The sequence below is a fragment of the Bradyrhizobium altum genome (assembly GCF_020889705.1).
GTDB classification, from domain to species: domain Bacteria; phylum Pseudomonadota; class Alphaproteobacteria; order Rhizobiales; family Xanthobacteraceae; genus Bradyrhizobium; species Bradyrhizobium altum.
In genome coordinates, this window is the sequence record NZ_JACMYP010000420.1 from 1 (window position 1) to 4859 (window position 4859).

At 65.5% G+C, this 4859-nt stretch carries 5 protein-coding genes; 1 reads left to right on the forward strand and 4 read right to left on the reverse strand.

Going from position 1 to position 4859, the window contains the following annotated elements:
• The 4 genes from H8B02_RS45300 to rimP form a co-directional block, all read right to left on the reverse strand.
• Nucleotides 1-213 (reverse strand): translation initiation factor IF-2 associated domain-containing protein (locus H8B02_RS45300; protein ID WP_229172218.1); only part of this gene is annotated, 213 nt, incomplete at its 3' end.
• A gap of 109 nt (nt 214-322) precedes the next feature.
• A complete protein-coding gene (locus H8B02_RS45305; protein ID WP_229172219.1) occupies nt 323-1009 on the reverse strand; it encodes an RNA-binding protein in 687 nt (228 codons plus the stop codon).
• Between the two features lie 15 nt (nt 1010-1024).
• On the reverse strand, nt 1025-2638 hold the full coding sequence (gene nusA, locus H8B02_RS45310) for a transcription termination factor NusA (protein ID WP_229172220.1): 1614 nt from the start codon (nt 2636-2638) through the stop codon (nt 1025-1027).
• Nucleotides 2639-2641: 3 nt separating this feature from the next.
• Nucleotides 2642-3418, reverse strand: coding sequence for a ribosome maturation factor RimP (gene rimP / locus H8B02_RS45315; protein WP_229172221.1), 777 nt, complete (start codon nt 3416-3418; stop codon nt 2642-2644).
• Nucleotides 3419-3765: 347 nt separating this feature from the next.
• On the opposite strand from rimP, the gene H8B02_RS45320 reads away from it, so the two are divergent.
• Complete coding sequence (locus H8B02_RS45320; protein WP_229172222.1) at nt 3766-4836, forward strand: DUF2336 domain-containing protein; 1071 nt, start codon at nt 3766-3768, stop codon at nt 4834-4836.
• Nucleotides 4837-4859: the final 23 nt, after the last annotated feature.

A 4859-nucleotide genomic window follows, 5' to 3' on the forward strand; every position in this document is an offset into this window, starting at 1 on the left:
GACCGGCTTTACAACCACGGGTTCCGGCGCATGCGCCTCGCCGGGACCATCGCCACCGACGCGGCGCTTGCCGCGCTTCTCGACCACGACCTGCTTGGTCCGGCCGTGGCTGAAGCTCTGGCGCACGGTGCCCGTCTCGACGCGCGGCTTCAGCGACAACGTCTTGCTCGGGACACTCAAAGTCTTGTCGCCAGGGGTCTTGGTATCAACCATTCAGCAGTCCTAATCTCGTTTTCGCTGTGCGCTTCCGCACAAATCGTTTTCAAGGCTCGTCTTTTGCTGAGCATGATCCGGTCGGAAAGACGGCGTCCGCCTTCCTGGATCAGGCTCTGGAATTTCTGGCCGCTTCGGCGGTCTTGTCGTCGTCGGCCATCCGGTATCGGACCAGCATCTGGCAGCGCGACAAGAACGTCTTGCTCGCCGGGCCCGCGAGCAGCGCAGCATGTATCACATTTGACCGCCCAAGTGCCAAATCCAATTCTTCCGACGTCAAAACATTGACGACGGCGATTACGGCCGATTCACCACGTTTTTCGCCCCTTTGCCTGACGATCGCGTCCAATTTGCGGATTCCGTCCGCTGCGCCGTCCGAAGCGTGGATCAGGGCTGCAGTTTCGTTCCGGTTGAGTGCATCCTCGACCTTGCCGAAGCCCGCGACGACCTGACCGGCCTTGGCAGCCATGGCCAGGGCCTCGGTGACGCTGCGGACCAGGAGGGCGTCGGTGTCGGCGGGAAGGGTCGGCGCGACGCGGACATCGCGCTTGAATCCCTTGCTAAATTGGTGACGGCGGACCGCTTCCGCAACGCTGCGCCGCGATGCGGAAATCCACATTCCGCGGCCCGGCAGCTTGCGCTTGAGATCCGGGATCACCTCGCCCGTGGGCGCGACGACGAACCGGATCAGTTCGTCGATCGGATGCACCTCGCGGCTGACCGCGCACATCCGCGTGGTCGCGGACTTCTGCGTCCGCGGTCCATCGTCGAGATCGGGGTCAGCCTGAGCGAGCATCCGTGGGGCATCTCCTTACGACGCCGTTTCTGCTTCGGCGGCCTCGGCCTCCTCAGCAGGCTTGGCAAGGTCGGCCTCGGTGATCCAGCCGGCCTTCAGACGGGCCTGCATGATCATGGCCTCGGCCTCGTCGCGCGCGACCTCGATGCCATCGAGGAACCCGGCATGCTTGGTCGGCTCGCCGCCTTCCTTGCGCTCGGTCCAGCCGACCAGATCGTCGGTGGCGCAGCCGGCCAGATCCTCGACGGTCTTCACGTCGTTCTCGCCCAGCTTCACCATCATCTTGCCGGTGATGCCGGGCACGTCCTTCATGGCGTCCTCGACGCCGAGTTCCTTGCGCTTGGCCTCGAGTTCAGCCTCAAGCTGCTCCAGATATTCGCGGGCGCGGGTCTGCAACTCGGTGGCGGTCTCCTCGTCGAAACCTTCGATACCGGCGAGTTCCTTGACATCGACCAGCGCGAGTTCCTCGACCGAGGTGAAGCCTTCGGAGGCGAGCAGCTGGCCGACCACCTCGTCGACATTGAGCGCTTCCATGAACACCCGGGTCGAGTTCTCGAAGTCGGCCTGGCGGCGCTCCGACTCTTCCTGCTCGGTCAGAATGTCGATGTCCCAGCCGGTCAGCTGCGAGGCGAGGCGGACGTTCTGGCCGCGGCGGCCGATCGCCAGCGACAGCTGGTTGTTGGTGTCGGGAACCACTACCTCGATGCGCTCGCGGTCTTCGTCGATCACGACCTTGGCGACTTCAGCCGGCGCCAGCGCGTTGACCACGAAGGTCGCGATGTCGGGCGACCACGGAATGATGTCGATCTTCTCGCCCTGCAGCTCGTTCACCACGGCCTGCACGCGCGAGCCGCGCATGCCGACGCAGGCGCCGACCGGGTCGACCGAGGAATCGCGCGAGATCACGCCGATCTTGGCGCGCGAGCCGGGATCGCGGGCGACCGCCTTGATCTCGACGATGCCGTCATAGATTTCGGGCACTTCCTGCGCGAACAGCTTCGCCATGAACTGCGGATGGGTGCGCGACAGGAAAATCTGCGGACCGCGGGTCTCGCGGCGGACGTCGAAGATATAGGCGCGGACGCGGTCGCCGTTGCGGAACACTTCGCGCGGCAGCATCTCGTCACGGCGCACGATCGCTTCGCCACGGCCGAGATCGACGATCACGCTGCCGTATTCGACGCGCTTGACGATGCCGTTGACGATGTCGCCGATGCGGTCCTTGAATTCCTGGTATTGCCGGTCGCGCTCGGCCTCGCGCACCTTCTGCACGATCACCTGCTTGGCGGATTGCGCGGCGATACGGCCATATTCCAGCGGCGGCAGCGTGTCGGCGATGGTGTCGCCGACCTGGGCGCCCGGATTGGCGCGCTGCGCATCATGCAGCGAAATCTGGTTCGACGAATTCTCGACGACTTCGACCACCAGCATGTGGCGGGTCAGCCGCAGCTCGCCCTTCTTGGCGTCGATCTCGGCATGGACGTCGGTCTCGCTGCCGTAGCGGGCACGCGCCGCCTTGGCGATGGCATCTTCCATGGCCGCGATCACGATGGAGCGGTCGATCGACTTTTCGCGCGCAACTGCGTCTGCGATCTGCAGCAGTTCGAGTTTGTTGGCGCTGACTGCCATGGCTTAGTCTCCTTCGAATGGATCGATCTCGCCACGGCGCGCGCGTTCGGCGGCCAGGCGGTGCTTTTTGGTGTTGGTCGGGGCCGGCTTAGTGCCGGGCTTTTGAGCAGGCTTGGGTTTCGGCTTCTGACTCTTCGCAGGATCGCCCTTCTTGGCGTGGGCCGGCTGCGGCGGCGCGAGGCCGAGCTCGCGGCGCAGCTCGCGCTCGGCGGCCTTGCCGCGGCGCATCGATTCCTCGATCAGCTCGTCGGTCAGCACCAGCCGCGCGTCCGAAATGTCCTCCATCACCAGGAGAACTTCAGCATCCTCAGTGGGACGTGAATCGTCGCGCTTGATGCGCACCGCATTGCCTTCGACGCCGGCGAGCAGGCCGCGGAACCGCTTGCGGCCCCGATGCGCCACCGCCATCTCGATCTTCACCAGATGCCCGGTGTAGCGCTCGAAGTCGGAGCGGCGCACCAGCGGCCGGTCAATTCCGGGCGACGAGATTTCCAGCCGGTAGGCGCGCTCGATCGGGTCGGCGACATCGAGCACCGGCGACAGCGCGCGCGAGATCGCCTCGCAATCCTCGAGCTGCATCGAGCCGTCGGGACGCTCCGCCATGATCTGTACGGTGCAGCCGGCGTCGCCCGAGACCTTGATGCGCACCAGGCGATAGCCCATGCCCTGCAGCACCGGGACCGCGACCGCGGCGACGCGCGCCGCGACCCCGGGCTCGACGACAAGCCGCGGCTCGGCGAGCAGTTCGGTGTCCACGGACGTGGCGGTCGGATCGGTCATATCCAGTGTCAAAGGCTGTCTAAGATCTATGGGTTGTCTGAGGTCTGTTGTGTTGTTCAGGTGGCCTTAAGGGGCCGCTAACGCTACCTAAACTGGACCCGGCCTCGCTGGGTCCCGTCAGGTAATAAAAAAGAGCGGGTCCCGGGGGGCCCACTCTCCTACGCGATCGTATGAGATACCATAAGTTGCAGTGGATATAGCCCTTTTGCCCAGGTCCGGCAAGGCCTCCCGGCCCGGCGGAAGGCGATTTTGCGGGCTCCGGGGTGCAGGTTTGACCTAACCCTCCGTTTACGAACGAGGCCATAGATTGCCGAAAATCGGCAGAAGTCGCCGGTTGGACAAGGCTCATGACGACAGCCCCCGCGCTGATCCCGGAACTCGACGACATCGTTCGCCGCGGCGACCCCAAGCGCCGCGCCGAGGCCGCGCGGCGGCTCGGCGAGCTGTTCCTGCAGGGCGCCGCGAGCTTCCGCCCCGATCATATCGACCTGTTCGACGGGGTGCTGACCAGTCTGGTCCCGCATGCCGACCTTGCTGCGCGGATCGATCTCGCCGAACGGCTTGCGCCGCTCGCCAACGCGCCGCGGCATCTGGTTGGGCAACTCGCCCGCGAGGACGAGGTCGCGATCGCGGGGCCGGTGCTGCGCCGATCGCCGGTGATTGACGAAAAGGTGCTGGTCGAGATCGCCAATGCCAAGGGCCAAGGCCATCTGCTGGCGATGGCCGAGCGCTCCAAGCTCTCGACCGCGCTGACCGATGTCATCGTCCGTCGCGGCGATCGCGACGTGATCCGATGCGCGGCCGGCAATGCGGGTGCGACGTTCTCGGACGCGTCCTTCACGACGCTGGTGCGGCGCGCCGGTCAGGATGGCGTGCTGACGCTGCGGATCGGCCGCCGTGACGATCTCCCGCCCGTGCATCTGAAGGGCCTGCTGGCCGGCTCGATCGACGTGATCCGCCGCCGGTTGCAAGTCGTCGCCAAGCCGGAACGGCAGGCCGAGATCAAGCTGGCGATGAACGAGATCGAAGGCGTCGTCGCGCAGGTCGAGGGCCGCGACTTCGCAGCCGCGCAGCGCGCGATCCTGGCGTTGCATCGCGCCGGCGAATTGAACGAGGCCGCGGTGGCAGGCTTCGCCAAGGCCTTCAAATACGAGGAATGCGTGGCGGCGCTGGCGGCGATGACCGGCGTGAAGATCGTCACGCTCGATCGCCTGGTCTCCGGCGATCGCTACGATCCGATCCTGATCGCCAGCAAGACGATCGGTTTCGAATGGCCGACCGTGCGCGCCCTGATCCTGATGCGGCTCGGGCCGAACCGCGTGCCGTCTCCGGCCGATATCGAAGGCGCGCGGGTGAATTTCGTCCGCCTGATGCCGTCGACCGCGCAGCGTGTCGTGGATTTCTGGAAGTCGCGCTAGTTCAAGCGCCAACATTTAAAACC